Annotated in this window: 20 protein-coding genes; 9 read left to right on the top strand and 11 right to left on the bottom strand. The window is 62.8% G+C overall.

The genetic code is table 11. The annotated features are described in order from the left end of the window. The 3 genes from RND78_RS22385 to RND78_RS22375 form a co-directional block, all read right to left on the bottom strand. The gene (locus tag RND78_RS22385; protein ID WP_312732180.1) at positions 1 to 954 is read right to left on the bottom strand and encodes an ABC transporter permease; all 954 of its coding nucleotides are present in this window, start codon (positions 952 to 954) and stop codon (positions 1 to 3) included. An 89-nt stretch (positions 955 to 1,043) separates the two neighbouring features. Beyond that, positions 1,044 to 2,717 (bottom strand): ABC transporter substrate-binding protein, encoded by a 1,674-nt coding sequence (locus RND78_RS22380; protein WP_312732179.1) that lies wholly within the window; start codon positions 2,715 to 2,717, stop codon positions 1,044 to 1,046. Between the two features lie 203 nt (positions 2,718 to 2,920). Further along, on the bottom strand, positions 2,921 to 3,712 hold the full coding sequence (locus tag RND78_RS22375; RefSeq protein ID WP_312732178.1) for an IclR family transcriptional regulator: 792 nt from the start codon (positions 3,710 to 3,712) through the stop codon (positions 2,921 to 2,923). A 258-nt stretch (positions 3,713 to 3,970) separates the two neighbouring features. On the opposite strand from RND78_RS22375, the gene fmdA reads away from it, so the two are divergent. The 4 genes from fmdA to RND78_RS22355 are packed head-to-tail and all read left to right on the top strand — an operon-like array spanning position 3,971 to position 7,728. Next, positions 3,971 to 5,200, top strand: coding sequence for a formamidase (gene fmdA / locus RND78_RS22370; RefSeq protein ID WP_312732177.1), 1,230 nt, complete (start codon positions 3,971 to 3,973; stop codon positions 5,198 to 5,200). Positions 5,201 to 5,248: 48 nt separating this feature from the next. Continuing rightward, positions 5,249 to 5,596 carry a zinc ribbon domain-containing protein gene (locus RND78_RS22365; RefSeq protein WP_312732176.1) on the top strand — a complete coding sequence of 116 codons (348 nt, stop codon included), beginning with the start codon at positions 5,249 to 5,251 and terminating at the stop codon, positions 5,594 to 5,596. Between the two features lie 33 nt (positions 5,597 to 5,629). Continuing rightward, on the top strand, positions 5,630 to 6,673 hold the full coding sequence (locus RND78_RS22360; protein WP_312732175.1) for an aliphatic amidase: 1,044 nt from the start codon (positions 5,630 to 5,632) through the stop codon (positions 6,671 to 6,673). A gap of 23 nt (positions 6,674 to 6,696) precedes the next feature. Next, positions 6,697 to 7,728 (top strand): AAA family ATPase, encoded by a 1,032-nt coding sequence (locus RND78_RS22355; protein ID WP_312732174.1) that lies wholly within the window; start codon positions 6,697 to 6,699, stop codon positions 7,726 to 7,728. A 161-nt stretch (positions 7,729 to 7,889) separates the two neighbouring features. On the opposite strand, the gene RND78_RS22350 is transcribed toward RND78_RS22355, so the two are convergent. Further along, positions 7,890 to 8,366, bottom strand: a complete 477-nt coding sequence (locus RND78_RS22350) for a nuclear transport factor 2 family protein (protein ID WP_312732173.1) — start codon at positions 8,364 to 8,366, stop codon at positions 7,890 to 7,892. A 598-nt stretch (positions 8,367 to 8,964) separates the two neighbouring features. Then, positions 8,965 to 9,564 carry a TetR/AcrR family transcriptional regulator gene (locus RND78_RS22345; protein ID WP_312732172.1) on the bottom strand — a complete coding sequence of 200 codons (600 nt, stop codon included), beginning with the start codon at positions 9,562 to 9,564 and terminating at the stop codon, positions 8,965 to 8,967. A 230-nt stretch (positions 9,565 to 9,794) separates the two neighbouring features. On the opposite strand from RND78_RS22345, the gene RND78_RS22340 reads away from it, so the two are divergent. From RND78_RS22340 to mgrA, 3 genes are all read left to right on the top strand, one after another. Next, a complete protein-coding gene (locus RND78_RS22340) occupies positions 9,795 to 10,583 on the top strand; it encodes an SDR family oxidoreductase (RefSeq protein ID WP_312732171.1) in 789 nt (262 codons plus the stop codon). A 318-nt stretch (positions 10,584 to 10,901) separates the two neighbouring features. Then, positions 10,902 to 11,912: an NADP-dependent oxidoreductase gene (locus tag RND78_RS22335; protein WP_312732170.1), complete on the top strand. Its 1,011-nt coding sequence runs from the start codon at positions 10,902 to 10,904 to the stop codon at positions 11,910 to 11,912. 923 nt (positions 11,913 to 12,835) lie between these two features. After that, on the top strand, positions 12,836 to 13,873 hold the full coding sequence (gene mgrA / locus RND78_RS22330; RefSeq protein ID WP_312732169.1) for an L-glyceraldehyde 3-phosphate reductase: 1,038 nt from the start codon (positions 12,836 to 12,838) through the stop codon (positions 13,871 to 13,873). Positions 13,874 to 13,932: 59 nt separating this feature from the next. On the opposite strand, the gene RND78_RS22325 is transcribed toward mgrA, so the two are convergent. Next, entirely contained in the window at positions 13,933 to 14,856 is a 924-nt protein-coding gene (locus RND78_RS22325; RefSeq protein WP_312732168.1) for an AraC family transcriptional regulator, read from the bottom strand. Between the two features lie 257 nt (positions 14,857 to 15,113). Between RND78_RS22325 and RND78_RS22320 the strand changes: the two genes are divergently transcribed. After that, a complete protein-coding gene (locus RND78_RS22320) occupies positions 15,114 to 16,421 on the top strand; it encodes a sugar ABC transporter substrate-binding protein (RefSeq protein WP_312732167.1) in 1,308 nt (435 codons plus the stop codon). A 64-nt stretch (positions 16,422 to 16,485) separates the two neighbouring features. After that, positions 16,486 to 17,259, top strand: coding sequence for an L-iditol 2-dehydrogenase (locus tag RND78_RS22315; protein ID WP_312732166.1), 774 nt, complete (start codon positions 16,486 to 16,488; stop codon positions 17,257 to 17,259). A gap of 11 nt (positions 17,260 to 17,270) precedes the next feature. Here RND78_RS22315 and RND78_RS22310 read toward each other — a convergent pair whose 3' ends face one another. The 5 genes from RND78_RS22310 to RND78_RS22290 all read right to left on the bottom strand — a co-directional run bounded on the left by RND78_RS22310 (position 17,271) and on the right by RND78_RS22290 (position 22,726). Continuing rightward, a complete protein-coding gene (locus RND78_RS22310) occupies positions 17,271 to 17,864 on the bottom strand; it encodes a DUF1349 domain-containing protein (protein WP_312732165.1) in 594 nt (197 codons plus the stop codon). Between the two features lie 80 nt (positions 17,865 to 17,944). Continuing rightward, positions 17,945 to 18,436: a DUF2269 domain-containing protein gene (locus RND78_RS22305; RefSeq protein ID WP_312732164.1), complete on the bottom strand. Its 492-nt coding sequence runs from the start codon at positions 18,434 to 18,436 to the stop codon at positions 17,945 to 17,947. Next, positions 18,433 to 19,542 carry a saccharopine dehydrogenase NADP-binding domain-containing protein gene (locus RND78_RS22300; protein ID WP_312732163.1) on the bottom strand — a complete coding sequence of 370 codons (1,110 nt, stop codon included), beginning with the start codon at positions 19,540 to 19,542 and terminating at the stop codon, positions 18,433 to 18,435. The genes RND78_RS22305 and RND78_RS22300 overlap by 4 nt, the downstream gene beginning before the upstream one ends. Before the next feature lie 564 nt (positions 19,543 to 20,106). Beyond that, positions 20,107 to 21,051: a DNA replication terminus site-binding protein gene (locus tag RND78_RS22295; protein ID WP_312732162.1), complete on the bottom strand. Its 945-nt coding sequence runs from the start codon at positions 21,049 to 21,051 to the stop codon at positions 20,107 to 20,109. A 97-nt stretch (positions 21,052 to 21,148) separates the two neighbouring features. Next, the gene (locus RND78_RS22290) at positions 21,149 to 22,726 is read right to left on the bottom strand and encodes an alkaline phosphatase D family protein (protein WP_312732161.1); all 1,578 of its coding nucleotides are present in this window, start codon (positions 22,724 to 22,726) and stop codon (positions 21,149 to 21,151) included. Positions 22,727 to 22,833: the final 107 nt, after the last annotated feature.

Below are 22,833 nucleotides of genomic sequence, written 5' to 3'. Positions count from 1 at the left end.
TCAGCCTCGTTCGATACGGGGGTCGAGGACGGTCTGCAGCACGTCCACCAGGAGGTTCAGCAGGACGAAGAACAGCGCCAGGATCAGGATCGACCCCTGCAGCAGCGGCAGGTCGCGCTGGAAGATCGCCTGGTTGAGCAGGAAGCCGGTGCCGGGCCAGGCGAACACCGTCTCGATCAGGATCGAGCCGCCCAGCAGGTAACCCAGTTGCAGACCCACCACCGCCAGGGCGGTGGGCGCGCAATTCTTCACCACGTGGCGCAGCACCCCGCCTTCGCTCAGGCCACGGGCGCGCAGGCCGATGACGAATTCCTGCGCCAGGGTGTCCGCCACCAGGGCCCGCACGGTGCGGGCGACGATGCCCATGGGGATGAAGGACATGGTCACCGCCGGCAGGATCAGGTACTGGACGTGGGCCCAGTCCCAGCGCCAGTCGCTGGAGCCGCCCGGTCCGGCGCCGGTGGCCGGCAGCCACATCAGTTGGGCGGAAAAGACGATGACCAGCACCATGCCCAGCCAGTAGTTGGGCAGGCTCACGCCGATGACCGACACCAGCGACGCCAGGCGGTCGGCCCAGGAATTGCGGAAGTAGCCGGCGACGAAGCCGAACAGCGAGCCCAGGCTGAAGCCGATCAGGCTAGCGAGCACGGCGATCATCAGGGTGTTGCCGACTGCCTTGAGCACCTCGCCGGTGACCGGCCGGCTGGTGGCGATGGAGGTACCCAGGTCGCCGTGCAGGGCGCGCCACACCCAGCGCAGGAATTGCTCCGGCAGCGGTCGATCAAAACCGTAGATCCTCATCATCTGCCGCTGCAGCTCGGCCGAGGCATCGGCGGGCAGGATGGACACCAGCGGATCGCCCGGCGCGATGTGCACCAGCATGAAACAGAGGAAGTCCACCCCGAGCATGATGGGGAGTGCATAGAGCAGACGGCGAAGCAGATAGCCGAGCATGGTGGGGGGCCTCCGGGCCTGTGCCTGCTGGAGTCCGTGCCGGTTGGGCACGGGGATGACCGCCCCGGGGGGAGGCGGCTCTGGCGGCGTCAGTCCATCGTCATGGTGGCGATGTCGATGAACCAGCTCCTGGGTTGCACCACGTGCCCGATCTTCGGCGAGAGCGCGCGCGGGCCGACATCGTGAGCGACGAACAGGAAGGGCGCCTCGTCGACGATGTTGGCGTGCAGCACGCCCAGGGCCTGGTTGCGCGCCTGTTCATCGAAGGACGTGCGGGCCTTGGCGATGAGCTGGTCGGTCTGCTCGTTGGTGTAGTAGCCCCAGTTGTTGGAGACCGGCGGCAGGGCCTTGCTGCTGACGAAGCGCACCATGGCGAAGAAGGGGTCCATGGTCGCCGCGCTTACGTTGGTCGCGTCCGCGCCGTGCGCCGCCGGGTCCTTCGCGCCGAGGCGCCAACTGGAGTACAGGGTGTTCCATTCCAGGACGTCGAACTGCACATCGAAGAAGCACTGCTTGAGGTTTTCCTGGATGTACTCGTTCATCGGCAGCGGCTGCATCTGGCCGGAGCCCGAGGCGGAGGTCTGCACCTTGATCTTGGCCGGGTGGTCGGCGGAATAGCCGGCGTCGGCCATCAGCTTCTGCGCCGCGGCCACGTCGTAGCGGACCTGGAAGCTAGGCGAGCCGCGCCAGGGGTCGCCCGGCTCCACCACACCGGTCGCCGGTTCCATCTGTCCGCTGAGCAGGGTCTTGAGTTCGTCGCGGTTCACGCACAGGTTCGCCGCCTGGCGCACGCGCTTGTCGTGGAAGGGCGACTGCGGCAGCAGGGAGAACTGCCAGGGCCAGAGATGCGGCTGCAGGTTGGAATAGATTGTGTAGCCACGCGCCTTGATGGCGTCGAGGGCATCCGGCGCCGGCGCTTCGATCCAGTCCACCTGGCCGGACATCAGGGCGGCGGTGCGGGCGCTGGCTTCCGGCAAGGGCAGCAGCACCACGTGATCGATGCGTGGGCGGCGCTTGGGATCCCAGTAGGCGGGGTTGGCCGCCAGCTCCAGCCGCTCGCGCGGGACGAACTTGGCCATCTTGAACGGGCCGGTGCCGGAGGCGTCGGCGGCGAAGGCCGTCCAGGCCTGCTGGGCGCGTTGCGCCGGATCGGTGACGGTGGCCGGCACGGCGTCGAACTTGGCCTGCCAGTGGGTCGGCGAGGCCATGAACAGGTTGGTCAGGTTGTAGGGCAGGAAGGAATCCGGCTCGGCGGTGGTGAGTTCTACGGTAGAGGAGTCGATCACCCGGGCGGACCTCAGGGTCGGCATGCGCGAGGCCGTGACACCGATCTGCGAGGGATCGTATTGCGGCGCCGTCTTGTTCAGCACCTTGTCGACGTTCCACACCACCGCCCTGGCATCGAAGGGCGAGCCATCGTGGAAGGTCACGCCCTGGCGCAGCTTGAAGATCCACTTGGTGTGGTCGTCCGGGTCGACCGACCAGGATTCCGCCAGGTCGGGAATGAGCACGCTGGGCTTGTCCGCCGCGCTGAGGTCCCACTGGGTCAGGCCGTCGTAGAGGGTGATGCCGGTGAAGCGGTTACCCTCGTAGCCCTGGTCCGGCTGGCCCAGGGTACGGGGAATGTCCCCGGCGGTCATGGCGATGCGCAGGGTCTTCTCCTGCGCCGCGGCCAAGCTGCTGCCGCCCAGGGCGCAGGCCAGGGCGAGGGTCAGACCGGCAAGCCGGGCAAGCGGCGCGGAACGGTTCGTGTCATCGCTCATCGAGATCCCTCATCGGTTGAAAGTGGCTGAGGGTGAAAAAGCAACGCACGTGCCAATCGATATTTATATATCGATTATCGATTCAACTTGGTGATCGCCCATGGCGAGGGGGCGCGCCAGACGTTCCGCGGTACCACCCGTGCGCCTAACCCGCCGGCCTTGCCCCAGTCAAAATGGTGCGCAGACCCATGGGCCGTGCGCCGTTAATGCGCGAGGGACTCGGAAATGTTGCGGGCGCAGTCGCGCACCAGGGGCGCGAGTCGCTGCGTCGCCTCTTCCAGGGTCCAGCGGCTGGTCGGTGGCGAGAGGTGCACGGCGCCCGCCGGTACGCCGTGCCGGTCGACGATGGGGGCGGCGATACCCATGTCGCCGAGGAACAACTCCTCGCAATTGATGGCATAGCCCAGGTGCCGGGCGGTCTGGATGCGGGTGAGGATGGCCTCGACGTCGGTCAGGGTGCTGGGGGTGCGCGCCTCGCGCGGCGCGGCGGCCAGCACCGTACGTACTGCCGCATCGTCCAGGCACCCCAGGTAGGCGCGGCCCGAACTGGTGCAGTACATGGGAATGCGCATCCCCACGGGCGTGAGCACCGGGATGGTCTGGGTCGTCATGATCTGGGCGATGTACACCATGCTCTGGTCAACCGGCTCGGTGAGGCTGGCGGTCTCGCCGGAGGCCTGGGCGAGCTGGGCCAGGTAGGGATGCGCCAGCCGCACCAGGGGATGACCCACCAAATAGTTGAAGCCCAGCTCGATGACCTTCGGCAGCAGTCGAAAGCGCCGGGTGCGGGGGTCCCGACCCACGTAGCCCAGCACTTCGAGGGTGTGCACGGCGCGCTGGGCGGAGGCCTTGTTCATGTCGGTCAGCCGGGCGATCTCGCCGAGCGTCAGGGTGCGCTGCGCCATGAAGGTCTGCAGGACCTGCAGGCCTTTCCCCAGGGACAGGTTGAACAGCGGGTCAGAGGGGGCGGGCGGGGTCGAGTCTTCTGCACGCATCGACAGGGTCCAGGCATGAGCGGGTTGCACCAACCTCGGGTTGGTGATGAGGGCCGGCGGGCGCCGCCGGTGAACTGTAGCGCACTCACCGATCCAGCGGGCGTGCCCACCTGCAACCTCCTCCGGTTCCAGGGCTCCACGAGACGGTCGCTACGTCATCCAACGTATTTCCCCCGTTCGCCCTGGCATCAAGACTAGCTCCCGGCACCCACCCCGGCCCGATGCGCGGGCTATCCACCAGGTCCAAGGAGCTTCGTCATGACCGACACCCTGATCCAGGTCGACCTCAACCAGGCCGCCACCGAGAACGAGAACGTCCACAACCGCTGGCACCCGGACATCCCCATGGCCTGCTGGGTCAAGCCGGGCGATGACTTCATCCTCGAGACCTACGACTGGACCGGTGGCGCGATCAAGAACGACGACGACGCCAGCGACGTGCGCGATGTCGATCTGTCCACCGTGCACTACCTGTCCGGGCCGGTGGGGGTGAAGGGTGCCGAGCCGGGTGATCTACTGGTGGTCGACCTGCTCGACATCGGCGCCAAGGCCGAGTCGCTGTGGGGCTTCAACGGCTTCTTCTCCAAGCAGAACGGTGGCGGCTTCCTCACCGACTACTTCCCCTCGGCGCAGAAATCCATCTGGGACTTCGAGGGGATGTTCACCAAGAGCCGGCACATCCCGGGGGTGCGCTTCGCCGGCCTGATCCACCCCGGGCTGATCGGCTGCCTGCCGGACCCCAAGCTGCTGGCCAACTGGAATGCCCGCGAGCAGGAATTGATCGACAGCAACCCGACCCGGGTGCCGCCGCTGGCCAATCCGCCGTTCGCCGCCACCGCGCACCTGGGCAAGCTCACCGGCGCGGCGCGTGACGCAGCCGCTGCGACCGGTGCGCGCACCGTGCCACCTCGCGAGCATGGCGGTAACTGCGACATCAAGGATCTCTCGCGTGGCTCGAAGATCTTCTTCCCGGTCTATGTCGAGGGCGCCGGGCTCTCGGTGGGCGACCTGCACTTCAGCCAGGGCGATGGCGAGATCACCTTCTGCGGCGCCATCGAGATGGCCGGCTGGGTGCACATGAAGGTCGAGCTGATCAAGGGCGGCATGGCCAAGTACGGCATCAAGAATCCCATCTTCAAGCCCAGCCCCATCGTGCCCACCTACAACAACTTCCTGATCTTCGAAGGCATCTCGGTGGACGATGCCGGCAAGCAGCACTACCTCGACGTCAACCTGGCCTACCAGCAGGCCTGCCTCAACGCCATCGAATACCTGAAGAAGTTCGGCTACAGCGGCGCCCAGGGCTATTCGCTGCTGGGCTCGGCGCCGGTGCAGGGGCATATCAGCGGGGTGGTCGACATCCCCAACGCCTGCGCCACCCTCTGGCTGCCGACCGACATCTTCGAATTCGACATCAACCCCAGCGCCGCCGGCCCGACCCGCTACCTGGACGGCAGCATCGACATGCCCATCGCCTACGACAAATGAGCCGTTCGGGCGCGGCCACCCACCGCGCCCAGCCGCCAGGAGCCCGCCATGCCGATCTACGAATACGACTGCCCACACTGCGGTGACTTCACCCTGCTGCGGCCCATGGCCCAGCGCGATGACCCCTGCGCCTGCCCCGACTGCGCGACGCCGAGCCCCCGGGTGATCCTCAGTGCACCCGGCCTGGCGACCCTGGCCGGGGGCCAACGCCGCGCCCATGAGACCAACGAGCGTGCACGCCACGCGCCCCAGTCGCTGGAGGAATACAAGGCCAGGCGCAGCCATGGCACCGGCTGCAGCTGCTGCGCGCCGAGCAAGCCAGCGGCGCGCACCAAGGCCAATCCCCATGGCTTGAAGACCAGTCCATCAACCCGGCCCTGGATGATCAGTCACTGATCCCCGGTCCAGCCCTTTCCCAGGAGCAACCCGATGCGCCATGGTGATATCTCCAGCAGCCCCGATACCGTCGGTGTCGCTGTCGTCAACTACCGGATGCCACGTCTGCACAGCAGGGCGGAGGTCCTCGACAACGCCCGCCAGATCGCCGCGATGATCAAGGGCATGAAGCTCGGCCTGCCGGGCATGGACCTGGTGGTGTTCCCCGAGTACAGCACCATGGGGATCATGTACGACCGCGACGAGATGATGGCCACCGCCGCGACCATTCCGGGCGAAGAGACGGCGATCTTCGCCGCCGCCTGCCGCGAGGCTCGGACCTGGGGGATCTTTTCCCTCACCGGCGAACGCCACGAGGAGCATCCGCACAAGGCGCCCTACAACACCCTGGTGCTGATCGACGACCAGGGCGAGATCGTGCAGAAGTACCGCAAGTGCATCCCCTGGTGCCCCATCGAAGGCTGGTATCCCGGTGACCGCACCTACGTCAGCGAGGGCCCCAAGGGCCTGAAGATCAGCCTGATCATCTGCGACGACGGCAACTACCCGGAAATCTGGCGCGACTGTGCGATGAAGGGCGCCGAGTTGATCGTGCGCTGCCAGGGCTACATGTACCCGGCCAAGGAGCAGCAGGTGCTGATGGCCAAGACCATGGCCTGGGCCAACAACTGCTACGTGGCGGTGGCCAATGCCACCGGCTTCGACGGGGTGTACAGCTATTTCGGCCACTCGGCGCTGATCGGCTTCGACGGTCGCACCCTGGGCGAGTGCGGCGAAGAGGAAATGGGTATCCAGTACGCCCAGCTGTCGATCTCGCAGATCCGCGATGCCCGCGCCAACGACCAATCGCAGAATCACCTGTTCAAGTTGCTGCACCGCGGCTACACCGGCGTCTACAACTCCGGCGATGGCGACAAGGGCGTGGCCGATTGCCCCTTCGACTTCTACCGCACCTGGGTACTGGATGCCCAGAAGGCCCAGGCGGACGTCGAGCGGATGACCCGCCCCACCATCGGGGTGGCGGACTGCCCGGTAGGCGAGCTGCCGCATCCCGGTCAGGAACGGCAATTGGGCTGAGCCGCCAGGGAGGAGGAGGGTGCATGCCATTCGTCAACGACCTGCTGGAGCATAACCGCGGCCAGTTGGCCCGTGAGGGCCAGGCGCCGCTGCCCTCGCGCTTCCTCTTCGAGCCGGCTGCGGTCATGGCCCTGCTGCGCGCCCGCATCCTTGGCCAGGACAGGGTGCTCGACCAGGTGGAAGCCTTGCTCAAGGTGGTGAAGGCCGACATCGGTGATCCGGAACGACCGCTCGGTGTCAGCCTGTTCATCGGCCCCACCGGGGTCGGCAAGACCGAGGTGGTGCGGCTACTGGCCCAGGCCATCCACGGCCGCCCGAATGCCCTGTGCCGCATCGACATGAACACCCTGGCCCAGGAACATTACACCGCGGCCCTGGCCGGGGCGCCCCCCGGCTATGTGGGCAGCAAGGAAGGCACCACTCTGTTCGATGCCGAAGCCATCGCCGGCAGCTATGGCCGCCCCGGCATCGTGCTGTTCGACGAACTGGAAAAGGCCGATCGCCAGGTCATCCGCACCCTGCTGAACGTCCTCGACAGCGGCCAACTGGTGCTCAGCGCCGGCAGCAAGCGTCTCGACTTCCGCAACAGCCTCATCTTCATGACCAGCAACCTGGGCGCCCGCGCCGTGCAGGCCTACAGCACCCGCTTCGAGCGCGGCTGGCGGCGCTGGCTCAACCTGCTGCCGCAGGACCAGGGCCGTATCCTGGAAGAGAATCTGCACCAGCACTTCGATCCGGAATTCCTCAACCGCATCGATCGCATCCTGGCCTTCGAACGCCTCGAACACGACTGGCTTCCCGGCCTGCTCGACATCGAGCTGGGCAAGCTCAACCAGCGCCTGGGCCGCCACGGGCGCAGCCTGGAACTGGACGAGAGTGCCAAGGCCTTCCTTTGCCAAGGACACGATGCCCGCTTCGGCGCCCGCGACCTGGTCAGGCGCCTGCGCCGGGAATTGGAACCGGCGGTAGCCGCCAGGCTGCTGGCTCAACCTATGGCCTGCCGCCTGCTGGCGTTGTACGGGGAGGAGGGCCTTATCGTTCGGGCGTTGGACTGACCCAGATCCTCACGACAATGAGGGCTGATAGGAATCAGCAAGGTAGCCAGTCTCAATCTTTGGTGCCCGGTCTGGCTGATCCGGGCGTCCTCTATCTTGGGGAAAAGCCACGCTGGAAAAGCTCAGCCCGGTGGCGAGCGAGAGGAGGGTGGCCGCCCAGGTTAGCCGGCCCTATTCGAATCCTGCTCCGCTGCGAGCGGGATACGGTCGATGACGTCCTGATAAGGCGCCAGGTCGAGAAAGGCCTCGACCCGGACGGCCTGGTCATCGTGCATGTCGAATATCCAGACGTATTCGTTGCGATAGGGCGCGCCATCGCGGGCGGTGGCCGTGCCCTTCCAGCGCACCACCACCTGGTTGCCCTGCGCCCAAATGGCCTGCACCCGGGGCACGATTGGCGTCGCCAGTCGCTGTGCGAAGGGCCGTACCGCGCGGTGCAGGAACTCCTGGCGACCGCGATAGACACCCGCAGCGGGGCCGCTTCCCTGTATGGTCCAGACCACGTCGGGCGAGATGACGTCCTCGAAGAAGCTGCCAGTGCCCGCTGTCCAGTTGGTGAAGGCCCGTTCGATGACCTGACGATTGCGCTCGGTGGTGGACTCGGCGGCTGCAGCGGTACCGACTAGCGCAGCGAGCATAAAGAGTGCGGTCCAGGCGAAACGATTTGATGGCTTCATGGTGGTTAAACCCCACAGCTAAGGCTCGTTGATGGGCGTCATGCACGGCTCCGAAATGGAGGCATCGCTTGAAAAACACCATAAGCCTGCAAGCCTGGCCAGATAATCCTCGAAAGCCTGGACAGTTCGATTAGCGTTTCTTACCAATCAGACCAGGGACTGCATTCGCCATCGGTGCTTGAGGTCGATACGTGCTGCGGGAAATCACCGTCCTAGGCCAGGATTTGGTTGTTTTGTCAGGGGGTCGTCAAGCTACAACGCGTTAGCGTCGATTCGACAGCCGGGCCATCTGCAGCCAGGGAAATGCGCCAATCGCGTTTCGATTGGAAACATTTGTGTTTTTCCATTCGTTTTTTAAAAGCGGTCCGTGACGTTCCGACCATTGATTCAAGCGGTTTGGACCCGCTGGCATATCCCGTTAATCGCGGAACGTAATCTCTTGAGAGGGCTACGAACGTGTAAAAGTCGGCTGCTCATCGAAGCTTCGATTATTGGCAGGCGAGGCCATGAGTAATCCCTGACCGCCAGCTACTAAAATACTTGTAACGCTAGGACGAACCTAGCGATTTCCGTCCGAATGACCAGACCTCATAGAGAGGCTCTCATACGCAGCATTGCGGCAGACCTCTAAGATCTCATCGGCGAGTGGCGAGTCATCGGGGCAAGCCCGTGACAGCAGTAGCCCGCCCACGACCTGTGCTATCAGGGCCAAATTCATGCTCCGAGAACGCCCGATTTGCTCACCAACCTCAGCTTCGCTGGTCTGCGTCGCCAAGAACTTCAGCATACCTTCCAATCCTTCGGCGAAGATCGCCTTGGTGGAGCCTGCTTGCCGGGCTGCATCCGTGCAAAGCGCCGCCATGGTACAGCCATTTCGGACATTGTCTCTGTGTGTCCGGGACAGGTAATGGCGGATAAATCCATGTTCATCAAGAACCTCGGCTTTCATTGCACCCTGAGCAAAGCCGCAGGCGGCGGCCTCATCCAGAAGGTCAGCCTTCGACGCGAAATTTTTGTAGAACCCCCCATGCGTGAAGCCCGCTTCTGCCATGAGCTCTGCGATACCTACGCCGTCATAGCCACGCTCGCGGAATAGATAGGACGCGGTTTCGACGATACGTGCGCGGTTGGCTTGCGCTTGTGCCTTAGTCACCTTCATGTCCGGCCCCTTATCAGCTCGACCTGCAAGAAAAAGCTTCACTATACATTGATGTTGATCATCATCAAAGCCATTGACGCCTTAGATTACGATTGACATCATTAAGGTGCGCCTGCGGAATCGCCTCACGCTATGCGCCGTCAGCGCAGCCGGATCCCTCCACGCTCTACGGAGCTGGGCCAAAGCTACGTGGGCTACCCCAACTCTCTATAAACCTCGAGAAATCAGCCATGACACCTCTCTCTACCGTTCTTATTACAGGTGCTTCCACCGGTATCGGCGCGAGCTATGCCGAGCGCTTTGCACATCGGGGGCACGATCTGGTTCTGGTTGCCCGGGATCACACGCGTCTGGAAGCCCTTGCTCAAAGGCTAAGAGAAGAGGCTGGCGTCGGCGTCGACATCCTTCCGGCCGACCTCACTCTGGCCGACGACCTAGCGACCGTTGAGTCGCGTTTACGTGAGGACACACGCATTGAGATATTGATCAACAACGCTGGAGCTGCACTCTCTGGTCAGTTCGTTGATCAGTCCACAGAGGCGGTCGCGCAGTTGGTTTCACTTAATACGGTAGCTTTGGTGAGGCTAGCCAGCGCTATAGCACCGCGGTTGGCGGCAGCTGGAAAGGGCTCGATCGTGAACGTCGGTTCAGTGGTGGGACTAGCACCTGAGTATGGAATGTCTGTCTATGGCGCTACCAAAGCGTTCGCTCTTTTTCTTTCCCAAGGCTTGAGCCTCGAATTGTCACCGAAGGGCGTTTACGTCCAGGCAGTACTACCTGCTGGAACTCGAACCGAGATTTGGGGACGTGCGGGCATCGATATTGCCACGTTACCCGATCTGATGGACGTAGATGAGCTTGTTGATGCGGCGCTTGTGGGATTCGATCGAAAAGAACTAGTCACTATCCCAGCGCTACATGTCGCAGCTCGCTGGAATGCTCTGGATGTTGCCCGGCAAATGCTGCTGGCGGATATCAAGCAAGCAAACGTCGCGGAGCACTATCGTCCTGATCTTTAGGTCGCGCCGTACATCACCTGGCTTGTGATGGAGCTGCGCCGCGCTGGCAAAGCGTTCGGATTTGGCCACCGCAGTTCCTCACGGAGTAGGTGATGACTTCAGCGAAGGCGAAGGTCGTAGGCGAAACATCTCTGCCGGCGTATTCATGGATCAACCCTCAAGGATGTTGGCCTTGGCGGGACATTTCAGTATCACGATAAATTTCGGCGTGTCAGCACCAGCGTTCCTTCAAGCACAAGGACGAGCGCTGAACGTTACGCTATCTTTCACTACACCCCTCAAACCTGGCAGTCGTATTTTTCGGAGAACTTCCTTCGCATGAAAGCATTCATCATTGATCGGTATGGAAAGCAGATCTTAGGCAGGTTGGGCGATATTCCGTCACCAGAAATGAAACCAGACGATGTGCTCATCCAGATTCATGCAACAAGCATCAATCCATTGGACATTAAAATAGGGAGGGGTGAATTCAAATTCATCCTTCCCTACACTCTGCCGCTGGTATTAGGTAGTGATGTGGCCGGTACCGTAGTAGCTGTGGGCTCGGAAGTTCATCACTTCAAGCCTGGTGATGAAGTCTATGCCCGTCCGGATCATGACCGGATTGGGAGTTTTGCCGAATTTATCGCCATTAAATCGTCCAGTATCGCGCTAAAGCCCACCACCATCAGTATGGTCGAAGCTGGTACCTTACCTCTCGTCGCCTTGACTGCTTGGCAAGCCCTCGTTGAGACAGCGAAGATAAAGAGGGGGCAAAAGATACTGATCCATGCCGGCTCCGGGGGAGTTGGCAGTATCGCAATTCAGCTTGCCAAGTATCTCGGAGCATTTGTCGCGACTACGACGAGCAGTTCTAATGTTGAGTGGGTCAGGGCACTCGGCGCTGATGTTGTCATTGATTATCGACAGCAGGACTTCGTGGAAAGTCTTCGGGATTACGATGTCGTCCTGACCAGCCTCGGCGCGATTGAGCTGAAAAAATCCCTTGGAATTATTAAGCCAGGCGGCCATCTTGTCTCTATTTCTGGGCCGCCAACTCCACAATTTGCTGATGATCAAAAATTAGCTTGGCCATTAAAACAGATTATGCGCCTATTGAGCCGTGGCATCCGTAAGCAAGCCCAGGCTCGCGGAGTTACTTATACGTTTGTGTTTATGCGCGCGGATGGGAACCAGCTTGCTAAGCTGGCGACCTTAATCGACCAGGGCGCAATTCGTCCAGTGGTTGACAGAGTGTACTCGTTAGCAGAGGCGGCAGAAGCGTTGGCCTATCTCGGGAGCGGAAGAGCGAAGGGAAAAGTCGGAATGCGGATCGCGGTACCCGGTTAATTTGCGGTGACTGATAACGCCCAGTAATGGAAGTGACTGGACGTCAAGGGGAGGGTGGTTGCGCTACCTTATCTCTCCTCAAGCTTACTGGCATTGACCGACAGTAGCCCAAGCTTTAGCTATATATTGTCGGAATTGATGTCCTCTTCCTCAAGAGCTTGGCTATTTACTTCATGTGCCATGCTAAACCTAACAATTGAAAGTTTGCAGTGTGATGGAGGGAAGCCTGGGATCTGGCTCGTAAGTGAGGAACAGCGTTCGCGTGCCAGGTTTTTTTACCAGCTCCGTATGGGTCTTGAGGCAATTGATTTCAATGCTTTTATGAGCGGAGATCTCTCAGCTGCAGCTCTGAATTGCTGTGATGCACGGAATGGCCACTCGGTACGAAGGGCTGCGGAGCTGCAATCGAGTCGAGCCTGTCAGCTTCATTCCACTAAGCCCGCGACTTCAAGGCGGGCGGTTTTCCATTCAAGTCGTTGAATGACATCGGGCGGCTGACCTGCCAGGAAGGCCATCAAGGGTTTGGGTCTTTCCACTCGGGTCGCAATCGGTGCAGGAGAGGCTAGCCCAATTGACCATCCTAGGAGGACCAGCAGAGATGTATTCAATTTAACATAATATACATTATGCGAAGTTATGCCTGTGAAGGCAGACCCTGGGCCTCGTGCTTTTTAAGCTTGAACCCTTCAGCTTGGTTCGCTCCCTAGCCTGCCAGGATCGTCGCCAAGCGATGCCAGTCACAGACGCTCATCACCCGGCGCTGCAGAATCCGAGTGCTCGTTCTGCCGCCGCTCATCGTTGGCCTGAACCCCAGGCGTATGCCTGTGCGGGTTTGAACAAGTCGCTACCGACAGCTTTAATCCGATGACGCCTTCGCCACGCCACGTCCCGTCGATTCCCCATTTCTTCCAAAGGAGCTTTGCATGGCTTATCAAGCCGCTTCCGATCGCTACGACCGTATTCCTTATCGCCGCGTGGGTCGCAGCGGTCTGGTGCTGCCGGCGCTGTCCCTTGGGCTGTGGCACAACTTCGGCGACAGCACGCCGCTGGATCGGCAGCGCGCCTTGCTGCGGACCGCTTTCGACCTGGGCATCAATCACTTCGATCTGGCCAACAACTACGGCCCACCCTATGGCAGCGCCGAGATCAATTTCGGCCGGCTGCTGCGCGAGGACTTCGCCGCCTACCGCGACGAGCTCATCATCTCCAGCAAGGCCGGCTGGGACATGTGGCCCGGACCCTATGGCCAAGGTGGCGGCTCGCGCAAATACGTCCTGGCTAGCCTGGACCAGAGCCTCAAGCGTCTGGGGCTGGACTACGTCGACATCTTCTATTCGCACCGTTTCGATCCGGATACGCCGCTGGAGGAAACCGCCGGTGCCCTGGCCACTGCGGTACAGCAAGGCAAGGCCCTCTATATAGGCATCAGCTCTTATTCAGGCACCAAGACCCGCGAAATGGCCAAGCTCCTGGCCAACTGGAAGATTCCGCTGCTGATCCACCAGCCGGCTTACAACCTGCTCAACCGCTGGATCGAGAAAGATCTGCTGGACGCGACCGAAGAGCTGGGTAGTGGCGTGATCGCCTTCACGCCCTTGGCTCAGGGACTACTGACCGACAAGTATCTCAATGGCGTGCCCGCCGATGCCCGGGTCAACCAGCCTGGTGGCCAGTCGCTGCAGCAGGGTCATCTGTCTGCCGAGAATCTCGCGCGGGTCCGTGCCTTGAACGATATAGCCAGGCGCCGCGGCCAGAGCCTGGCCCAGCTGGCCCTGGCCTGGACCTTGCGCGACTCACGCGTCACCAGTGCCCTGATCGGTGCCAGCCGGCCAGAGCAGATCGTGGAGAACGTGGCGGCGCTGGACAATCTGGCCTTCACTGCCGAAGAACTGGCCGAGATCGATACCCATGCGGTCGAAGGCGACATCAATCTCTGGGCCAAGCCGTCGAACGCCGAGTAAAGGGCAACCCATCCTGGCGCACTTGGACTCCGCGTTCGCCAGCGGCGGGCGAGGCGCCGCTACCCTCGCCCGCCCTCACCCGCCTCGCGCCTGGTTCTCAGCAGTCCGCGCCGATACTCACTCGGCGTCTGCTGCATTTCGTTGCGGAAATGCCGGTTGAAGTTGGACAGATTGGAATAGCCCACCGCGAAGCAGATGGTGGCGATGGAGAGCTCCGCCTGCATCAGCAAACGACAGGCACGCTGGATGCGCAGCTTGCGCGCCAGCTCGATGAAGCCATGGCCGGTGACCTTCTTGAAGAAGCGGGAAAACCCGGCCTCGCTCATGCCCACCCGCCGGGCGATCTCGGGCAAACGGATATCCTCGGCCAGGTCGCTCAGGAGGTAGTCGAAGGCCTGGTGCACCCGCGCGGCGCTACGGGCGTCCAGCGCCGGCGCATAACAGGCACTGGCGAGGACGATCACCTCGTCAGCCGGCGCCTGGGCCAGTTGGCCGAGCAGCCGGAACAAGGTGAGCAGCCGCGCCGCACCTCGCGCCTGGCCGATGGCCTCGATCAGCTCGGTGGCGTGCCGGGCGGTCTCGCCCCTGAATTCCAGGCCACGCCTGGCCCGCTCCAGCAGCGGTAGATAGTCGCCCAGTTCCGGAGCCAGGGTACTCAGCGCGCGTAGCCAGTCGCCCGTGAACTGGATGACCACGTCGCGCCCGGCGAGTACCTGGTCCGGCGGCAGATCGCCGATCCAGTCGTGCGGGAGATCCGGGCCGATCAGGGCGACGTGACCGGCCTCAAAGGGACCGACATAGTCCCCGGCCAGCAGTCGTCCGCTGCCCTGGCGGATCAGATGGATCTCATACTCCGGGTGATGATTCCAGCGGGCGAGCGCATAGGGATAGTCGTGCTCGTACCAGCGAAAGCTCTGGTCTGGCTCGGCCAGGATCACTTCCAGCTCCGCAGGTCGGGTTTCGAGGAAGGCGGAAACCGTCATGGCGCTTGCTCGGTTCGTTGTCGTGGGATCACTCTGCCCGCCCTCACCCGCTGCGGTCTACCGATGTTTTTTTGACTGCGCTGCAGCGGACGCTTCACATCAAAAAAGTATCAGCGATTGGTCAATGGCAGGTTAGCAAAGGCCTCGATGCTGCTGTTGTAATCAGTGCCGCCGCCACGACAAATCAAATTTCCATCGGCGGCGCTCGATCCATAACAACAACAAGCTGCCCGTCGCGGCAGCCACGGAGAGACAGGATGAAGCCTTCCCTCGCTTTGCTGCTGTCAACTGCACTCGGCTTGACCGGGGTCGTCCAGGCCGCCGAATCGGTCACCATCGCTACCGTCAACAACAGCGACATGATCCGCATGCAGCGGTTATCCCAGGTGTTCGAGCAGCAGCATCCCGACATCAAGCTCAACTGGGTGGTTCTGGAAGAGAACGTCCTACGCCAGCGGCTGACCACCGACATCACCACCGGGGGTGGCCAGTTCGATGTCCTCACCATCGGGACCTACGAGACCCCATTGTGGGGCGCCAAGGGTTGGCTGGAACCGTTGCAGGCTCTGTCGGCGAGCTACGACGTCAACGACATCTTCCCCGCGGTGCGCGAGGGACTGTCGGTCAAGGGCACCCTCTATGCCCTGCCGTTCTATGGCGAGAGCACCGTCACCTACTACCGCAAGGACCTGTTCCAGCAGGCCGGCCTGAGCATGCCCGCCGAGCCCACCTGGTCGCAGCTCGGCGCCTTCGCCGCCAAGCTGAACCAGCCGGACAAGGAGCAGTACGGCCTCTGCCTGAGAGGCAAGCCCGGGTGGGGCGAGAACGTCGCGGTCATCAGCATCCTGGCCAACGCCTTCGGTGCCCGCTGGTTCGACATGCAGTGGCAGCCGCAGCTCACCAGTCCCGAATGGCAGGCTGCCGCCACCTTCTATGTCGACACGCTCAGGAAATACGGTCCGCCCGGCGCTTCCAGCAACGGCTTCAACGAGAACCTGGCGCTGTTCAACAGTGGCAAGTGCGCGCTGTGGGTCGATGCCAGCGTGGCGGGCTCCTTCACTACCGACAGGAGCCAGAGCAAGGTGGCCGACGAGGTCGGCTTCGCCGCCTCACCCCGTGAAGTCACCGACAAGGGCTCCTCCTGGCTGTACGCCTGGTCGCTGGCCATTCCGGCGAGTGCCAAGCACAAGGACGCGGCCAGGACCTTCGTGACCTGGGCGACTTCCAGGGAGTACGTACAGCTGGTGGCTGACCGGGATGGCGTCGCCAACGTACCGCCGGGTACCCGTCAATCCACCTACAGTTCGGCCTATCTGGCGGCTGCACCCTTCGCCAAGATCACCCTGGACATGATGCAGCATGCCGATCCCGCCCATCCCTCGGCCCAGCCGGTACCCTACGTCGGCATCCAGTACGTGACCATCCCCGAGTTCCAGGCCCTGGGTACCAGCATCGGCCAGCTGTTCGCCGCGGCCCTTACCGGCCAGATGAGCGTCGAGCAGGCGCTGACCGCCGCCCAGACCGCGACGGTGCGCGACATGAAACGCGCCGGCTATCCCAAGTAACCGACTGACCGCCGCGGTGCACCTGGGGCACCGTGGCCCCAAGCTGCCCAGCGGAGCGACGAGCATGAACAGACTGGAAGGAAAGAGCGCGCTGATCACCGGAGCGGCCCGCGGCATTGGCAAGACCTTCGCCAAGGCCTATCTCGAGCAAGGCGCGACGGTGGCCATCGCCGACATCAACATCGACAAGGCTCGCGAGACCGCCGCGGAGCTGGGCGATCGCGCCTATGCCGTGGCGTTGGACGTGACCGACCAAGTCGCCATCGACGCCGCCATGGCCCAGGTGGTGGCCACGACAGGTAAGCTGGACATCCTGGTCAACAACGCGGCGCTGTTCGACCTGGCACCCATCGTCGAGATCACCCGCGAAAGCTATGACCGGCTGTTCGCCATCAACGTCGCCGGTACCCTCTTCACCCTGCAGGCCGCCGCGCGGCAGATGATCGCCCAGGGCCACGGCGGCAAGATCATCAACATGGCCAGCCAGGCCGGCCGCCGCGGCGAAGCCCTGGTCGCGGTCTATTGCGCGACCAAGGCCGCCGTGATCAGCCTCACCCAGTCGGCGGGTCTCAACCTCATCGAACACCGTATCAACGTCAATGCCATCGCCCCCGGCGTGGTGGATGGCGAACACTGGGAAGGCGTGGACGCCCTCTTCGCGCGTTACGAGAATCGCCCGCTGGGCGAGAAGAAGCGCCTGGTCGGCGAGGCCGTGCCCTATGGGCGGATGGGAACGGCGCAGGACCTGGTGGGCATGGCGCTGTTCCTGGCATCCAGCGACAGCGACTACGTGGTGTCCCAGACCTATAACGTCGACGGTGGCAACTGGATGAGCTGAGCGATGCGCCCTCAGCTCAGGTCGTGCAGGTCCTTGCCGAGCGCCGGACCGATCCGCAGGTCGGCAAAGGTCACTTCCAGGCCTTCGCGCTCCGGCGAGCAACAATAGGGCCCGACCTGGGGCGCCCCGCCCTCGCCCTTCGCGAACCGGCACAGGCGCAGCAACGGCCAGACCTGGCCGTCCAGCGAGTACTGGATGCGCAGCACCTCGGCCTGCAGTGTCAGGCGCAGCCAGAAACCGTGCAGCGCATCCGGTACCGCCCCCAGCGCCCAGTCGGAATGCCCCAGGGTCAGGACGCTGCCCAGGTGGGCGATGCCGTCGTTGATTTCCAGCCCGCTCTTGCACCACCGCTCGCTGCTCAGGCGCACCATCAGCCCAGCCTGATCGTACAGTGCGGTGAAGGTACCGGTAATCCTGACTTGCGCAGTGAAGTCCGCTGCCACCGGATGGCCGAGAAAATGCCCGTTGTCGCGCGCGAAGCCGTACTGGGTCTTCTGCCAGAAGTCGCTGCCGGCCTCGGTGCGGACGTGCAGCGAGCCATAGCTCTCGGACCAGCGTTGCGGCTCGTTCAGCCATTGGGGAGACGGGGCGTTCGCGGATTCCATGGCAGCATCCAGAGTGGAGTTGGGCTGCGAACACCTTAGTCCAAGGTGCCGCGGCGCGCCAAAGGAGGTAGCTGCGGACGCTAGCCGAAGAAGGCCAGCACCTGATGTGGATAGAGCTTGGTGACCATCATCAGGACGATGACGAACATCCCTGAAAACCCTGCTACGCCCATCCAGAACCAGAGAGCGTACGCGCGCTGGAATTCTGGCCCGAGCGCCCTGCCCTCGGCTACGGCGCGCTGAGCCAGCTTCAACATCCGACCTTGCAGCCAGAGCACGGGTAGCCAGAGCCCGCCTATCGCGAAGAACAGCACCAGCGAACCCAGTACCCAGCCCGAAGACATCGGTAACCCCAGCAGGCCGACCAGCGCGATGCCCGTGCCCAACTGCAGAAAGCCCGCCGGCGTGGTGATCCAGGTATCGAAGAACACCACCATCCGCGCGACGTGCGCGACCACCTGAGGGCTACGACTGCGCGCAGCGGCAATCAGGTAGAGATAGGAGCCCATGCCGAAGCCGAACAGGAACACGGCAGCCAGGATGTGCACATACTTCAGCGCCAGATAGGTCATCGCGTCCACTCCGTGACCGTGATGAACGAGGGTCCTATCTCGTCCAGGTATTCCCGCAGGTCCAGCTCGCCCACGCAGATGCGGGCACCAGGGACAGGTCGATAACCGGTGGCCATCTTGCGCGCCAGGGCGATGGCCGCGCAGCAGGGAATCTGCGGCCCCTTGTCATGCGTCGCCAGCAACTCCCAGCGGTAGGTCAGGGGTTGATCGTCCGCTGCCAGGCCGGTCAGCTCCAGATAGAAGGCACTCTTGCCGTTGCCGAACGGTTCGAATCCCTGGCCTAAGCGATGCAGCCAGCGCGCCGCCAAGTCGGTGTCGCTCACCAGGCCGCTACGCACAAGCCGCGCCAGCAGATAGTTGGCCAGGGTGCCCAGGGCCAGTCCGGGCCCGGCTTTGAAGCGAACGTCGCGTGCGCCGTAGCGCTGGGGAAAGAGCGCCATGTCCGGCACGTCGACATCGGCGACCAGTCGCCAGCCGCCGATGCCCTTTATCTTCACTGGGTACAGGCCCTGCCACCCCGCTACCTCGACGGGCTGGCCATTGCGCCATTGCGGGATGGGGCGGCCGGCATAGCTGAGTACACCCTTGATGGTGGAAAGGCCTGGCATCCTGGCGGACGAGGTGATGCCATAGTGCAGCGTTTCGACGCGAACTCCGTTGCCTGCTCGTGCGATGAAGGCGTCGATGACGGCCGCTGACAGGGTAGGTACCGAGCTACAGCCACTGAGGATGGCGACGCCGCGGTCAGAGGCCGCCTGGTTCAGTTGGGCGATACCTGCCACGAATTCCCGCGCGTCGGACAGATCGCAGTAATGCGCACCGGCTTCGATGCAGGCGCGGGCAACGTGATGACCCTGGCCCTGGAATGGCCCGGCGGTATGGATGACGAGATCGACGTCGAAGGTGCGCAAGGCAGCGACGAAATCAGGTCCGAGTACATCCCCCTGCCAGGACCTCGCCCCCAGCTCCGCCGCCAGGGCAACCACCTGGACCGAGCGCCCGGCTAGCACGAGGTCAATCTTCTGCTCCCGCGCCAGGCGGCGACTGATGATGGAACCGAAGTTTCCGTACGCACCGACCACCATCACGCGCAGTTCTACCGGCATCCATCCCATCCCCTGTCCAACCACCAGACTCGTCCCCGAACTGACGGCGACGTTTAGGGGAGCATAGGACAACTCAGGGACGCATGCAGGGCTCGCTTCAGTCTGCCGAAAGACGGTACCGGGCATGGCTTGGCGATTCGGCGAGACTTTTCGCCAGGCAAGAAAAAAGGGAACCCTCGGGCTCCCTCATCCAGGTACGTCGTTGTCCTTTTGTTTTTGTTGTCGGACGTCAACGTCATCGATTGTCAGTACGCCCCACCAGGAGGTGGGAAGTGAACAGATTACTTTGGTCACTCGAAGTGAGCTCCAAAATGATCGGTTCGCGAGCTTCAGCCGTCTTGTTCTTGTTGTGGGCTTGTGGCGGCGCATCTTGTTGTTCTTGTGCCAATAATAAAGCAGGCACTGTGCCAACATTATCAAGTCATTGAAAATAAAGGATTTTAAAAAATAACAACCAGTCACAGGCCCGGCGCAGCGAAGATTTCGTTACCTTTTCACCCGCTGCCGAAGGATCTCGTTACGACCTGGCTGCATCCGGTAACGCCCTTGCCTCACCCGCCTCGATCAGCGACTGTAGGTCGAACGCTTCAACGTGGCTTCGTTGTTTCGCTGGGCGGCTGGCCGTTCCGGATTGTCCGTGGGCAGGTACAGCAGCCGTGTGGCCAGCACTTCGCGACGGGGCTTGATGTCGGGACGCAGCGCGCCGCGCTGGGTGCGATCGAAGTCACGCAGATCCACTACCTGCATGCCGTCCTGGGCCGGCACCACGAACACGGGCAGGTTGGCGTGGATCATGGCATCGTAGCGGCTTTCCTCACCGAACCAGAGCATGGCCCTGGGATGAGGCGCGATCTTCTTGTGCCTGACCAGGATGTCGTCGTCCGCCATACGGATCAGCGCCTGGTGCTCCTGCCATTCCGGCGTGCGATCCAGGGCGATGTGCTCTCGATCCGCTCGGGCCAGGGCCAGCGTCTTGAGCTGCTCGCGGACCTTTGCCACCGTGACTCTCTCGCCACCGGCGGTATGGCCGGCCCAGGTGAAGGTCAGCTGGCGTACCGGATCAGGGAAACCATGCACCTTGCGGATCAACTGCTTGGTATTGAAAGCCCCGCCCAGCGCTTTGCGCATGATCCGCGGCCGTGCTTCCGGTGCCAGTTCCAGCTCGAGCCGGGTCTGCTCGATGGCTGCGCTGAAGGTGTGCTTGCATGCGTTGATGGCGAGGATTTCCTCCACCAGGGGTTCGCCCAGGGCTATGTAGCCCGGCAGGCGGCTGACCGTTCCGGGGGCCTGCCCAGGCTGGAGGTGGAAGGCCAGCAGGGCTTCGCGCGTAAGCTCCATTGCCGCACTGCCCTCGAAGGCCTCGACCTCGATGAGATCGGGCACTCGTTGCTGCGCCAACAGTGGCAGTCGCCAGACCTTGGCCGCCACTACCCGGCTTGGCCACGACTCATTGAAGGCGGCGATACTCGCCTGGAGATTTTCGAAGGCGCTCTTGATGTCTTCGTACATTGCAGACTCCAGCCAGATAACTGCCAAATTGTAGCATTTTGGCGCATTATTGCCTCATTCTTGATTACCTTGCACGGGAGTCAAGCAGGGCAACCGTTCATACTATAGGGGTGGTATTGTTCTCTGCTGGATTCAGTATCTGGGTGAACTGAGCCTTGCCATCCAGATCCCGCAGGGTGACTGTCAGCTGTCCTGACTGGCCATCGATCTCCACCTCGCCGAAGAACTGAAAACCGGCCAGGGGTGAGGTATTGGGCTTGGGCGGTGCCTTCTGGAAGACCACCTCTGGACCGAAGGTGGCATCCAACGGATTAGGCCCGAAACTGCCAGCGTTGAGCGGCCCGGCGACGAATTCCCAGAAGGGTTCGAAATCCTGGAAGGCGGCTCGATCCGGGTGGTAGTGGTGCGCTGCGCAGTAATGCACGTCGCCCGTCAGCCAGACGGTGTTGCGGATGTGTTGGCGGGTGATGAAGGTCAGCAACTCGGCGATTTCAAGTTCCCTGCCCTTCGGAACGCCGGGATCACCATTGGCGATCGCCTCCCACCGGGCTTGGCCCTGGGCATCCTTGCCGTCGGGCACCTGCAGGCCGATGGGCATATCCGCAGCGATGACCTTCCAGGTCGCTCGCGAGGCCTGCAGCTTGCCTTTCAACCAGTCCAGTTGCTCTCGCCCCAGAAAAGCCCCCGCCCCGCCGGCGTCATGGCCCAGGTTGCTGTCGTTGCCGGCGCGATAGCTGCGCATGTCCAGCACGAAGACATCCAGCAGGGGACCATAGGCGACCTGCCGATAGATGCGCCCTGCCCCGTCGGCCGAAACGCCGCGCATGGGGGCGTACTCCAGGAACGCCTGGCGCGCCCTCTGGCTCAGGATGCCGATATCCTTCACCTGGTAACGCTCATCCAGCTCCTTGGTCGGCGACCAGTTGTTGGTGGTTTCATGATCGTCCCACTGCCACACCTGTGGCACCTCGGCATTGAAGCGGCGCAGATGATCGTCCATCAGGTTGTAGCGGTAGTTGCCACGGAATTCGGCCAGCGTCTCGGCGACCTTGCTCTTGGCTTCGGTGGTGAGATTGCGCCAGATGCGGCCCTCCTCCACGGTCATTTGCGCCGGCACCGGGCCATCCGCATAGATGGTGTCGCCACTGTGCAGGAAGAAATCCGGTCGGCGTTCGCGCATGGCGGTGTAGATCCGCATGCCGCCGATGTCGGGATTGATGCCGAAGCCCTGGCCCACGGTGTCGGCGCCCCAGACGAAGCGAATGTCGCCGCGCTGACCCGGAGCCGCGCGCAGATGGCCCGTGACGGCTTCGCTGAGCGCTCCACTATCCACGTCCTCGAAGCGGACCCGATAGAAGATGCGCTGATCGGCGGGCAATCCGCTTAGATCGAGGCGCGCCGTGTAGTCCTGGGCCGCGGTAGTGACGGGCCCAACGACCCTACGTGCCGAGCCGAAACTTTCCCGGGTATCCCACTCCACCAGCAGGCGCGCCGGCCTGTCCGTACGACTCCAGATCAGGGCGCGATCCTGGGTGACATCACCGGACTGCACCCCATCGGTGATGGCGGGACGCCCACCGGGCGCGGCCCAGGTACGGGAGCCCAGGGCAGGCAGCAGCAGCGTAGCGCCCAGGCCTTGCAGGACACGACGGCGATCGGGACGGGTCAGGGACATGGCAGGTGCCTCCAGCGGAAAAGCCCTAGCACTACCCTGACCTGATGACCTGGTTGTGACAAAGAGGGGGTTTAAAGAGTGGCCTCTCTGATGCAGGGGTGGTATTA

This window comes from Pseudomonas oryzihabitans (assembly GCF_032027545.1).
Classification (GTDB): domain Bacteria; phylum Pseudomonadota; class Gammaproteobacteria; order Pseudomonadales; family Pseudomonadaceae; genus Chryseomonas; species Chryseomonas oryzihabitans_F.
Note: the sequence above shows the minus strand (reverse complement) of the source record. Positions and strands in the feature narration are given on the sequence as shown.